Genomic DNA, 1,749 nt, shown 5'->3' on the forward strand with positions numbered 1-1,749 from the left:
AGGCCGGTATTCGACCCGCCGGTCCGCCGCGGCCTTGGTATGGCGTTTCTCCAGCGATTCGGGATGGTGGCGTTCCCGCCAGGTGCGGGCCTTGGCCTTGAACCGGTAGGCCGGCATCTCACCGATCGTCGCCGCCCCGGCCGGCCGTGGCGTGTCCGGGTCCAGGAAGTGGGCCTCCAGGGCGGCGGCCCCGGCCCGGTCAAGGCCCACGGTCTGGTCCACCATTTCCCGGGCATGGGCCCAGGAAATCGTCCCGGACCCCAACGCTGCGAGGGTTCGGGGCAGGGCGGTGGCCAGGGCGTGGGACTCGGCCAACAAGGCACCGGCGGCACGGTCACCGATCACCAGTGCACACCCGACCTCGGCCACCAGGCTCCGGTCCTGGGCCGTGGCCTCCTGCGGCGAGGACGGCGGACCGTTCACCACACTCGTGGCGGCAGCGAGCACCTGCACCGCCTGCGCCTTCACCGCTGCCAGCTTCGCCTCCGACCGCGCCACCCCCGCAAGAACATCCAACGCCCCATCAGCAACCCGGTGCAACGGATCATCACCAATCCCGCCAGCGCCAGGCTCAACGCCACCAAGGCCAGAAACAGCCGTACCGGAACCGGTCGTGCCGGCAACAGCAGCGCCGCTGAGCACGGCCGTGAAAGCAGCCACCAAAGCATCAACAAACGCCTCCGCCTCCACCACCACCGGATTGCCTTCCATAAATCCATCTTCATGCGAGGGTCTGACATTTAAGGGGCCCGGTGCACCCCGGCTGAAAAGAATTGTGAAAATCTTTTTCCGGCCTCTTTGCCAGGGCAGCGGGAGCTCCTCCCGACAATCCCGTTTTGGGGATGCACGCCTTGCTCCGGTACCCTATTGAGGTTGGTGACGTGTCCGAGCGGCCGAAGGTGCAACACTCGAAATGTTGTTTGGTGTCAAAGCCAACGTGGGTTCAAATCCCACCGTCACCGCCAAGTAAGAAGGCGTCTACATCGTTGATAACACAGCGAAGTAGGCGCCTTCGCTTTTTGTAATTCAGTCTCGTGAGCGCACTTTGAGCGCAACCTGTTGTGATGCAGCGGCATCGAGCGCGACGGCCACAGCGTCCAAGTCATCCGGGAACAGGTCAGCGTAGGTGTCCAGCGTCATTGTTGCGGAGGCGTGACCCAGCATCGCCTGAACGCTTTTCACGTTCGCTCCCGCCGAGATGGCCAGCGATGCGGCAGTATGGCGGAGATCGTGGACCGTCATCCGTTCGAGACCAGCGCGGCCAAGCGCACCTACGAACCAGCCCCTGCTTGTCTGGCTTGTACCGCCCCGCTTCATGTACTTGCCGTCGTCGCCAGGGAACAACAGATCATCAGGGTGCTTCCCGGCCATCTGCACTGCGAGCGCGTCAGCCAGAAACGCCGGGAACGGGACGGTGCGCTTCTTGTGCGTCTTGGGAGTACCGACCTCGATCTTGCTGCCGACCTCGACGGCGTTTAGAACGACGTTGAGACGACGGCGCATAGGATTTACGTCCTTGACCCGGAGCGCCGTGACTTCACCCCAGCGGAGGCCGGTGTAGGCGAGGACCAGAACCAAAGTGCCGTGTTTCGCTTCGGCGGCAAGGTCGTGCACCTGTTGATGGGTCAGATAGACATGCTCCTTCTTGACCTTCCTAGGCATCTTCACCCCCCTGGCGACATTCGAGGAAAGGCGCCGGTCCTTCACAGCAATATCCAGGATCTTGGCAAGGATGCCATAGCAGCGGAT

At 63.2% G+C, this 1,749-nt stretch carries 1 protein-coding gene, 1 tRNA gene and 1 pseudogene; 1 reads left to right on the top strand and 2 read right to left on the bottom strand.

Features of this window, described 5'->3' with window-relative positions; all coding sequences use genetic code 11:
* Positions 1-711, bottom strand: a pseudogene (locus HTS88_RS21920) (HNH endonuclease signature motif containing protein); the annotation flags it as partial.
* 164 nt (positions 712-875) lie between these two features.
* Here HTS88_RS21920 and HTS88_RS21925 point away from each other — a divergent pair.
* Positions 876-965, top strand: a tRNA-Ser gene (locus HTS88_RS21925).
* A gap of 61 nt (positions 966-1,026) precedes the next feature.
* Here HTS88_RS21925 and HTS88_RS21930 read toward each other — a convergent pair.
* Positions 1,027-1,749: tyrosine-type recombinase/integrase (locus HTS88_RS21930; protein ID WP_174182299.1), on the bottom strand; the 723-nt coding region annotated here is incomplete at its 5' end.

This window comes from Pseudarthrobacter oxydans (assembly GCF_013314975.1).
Classification (GTDB): domain Bacteria; phylum Actinomycetota; class Actinomycetes; order Actinomycetales; family Micrococcaceae; genus Arthrobacter; species Arthrobacter oxydans.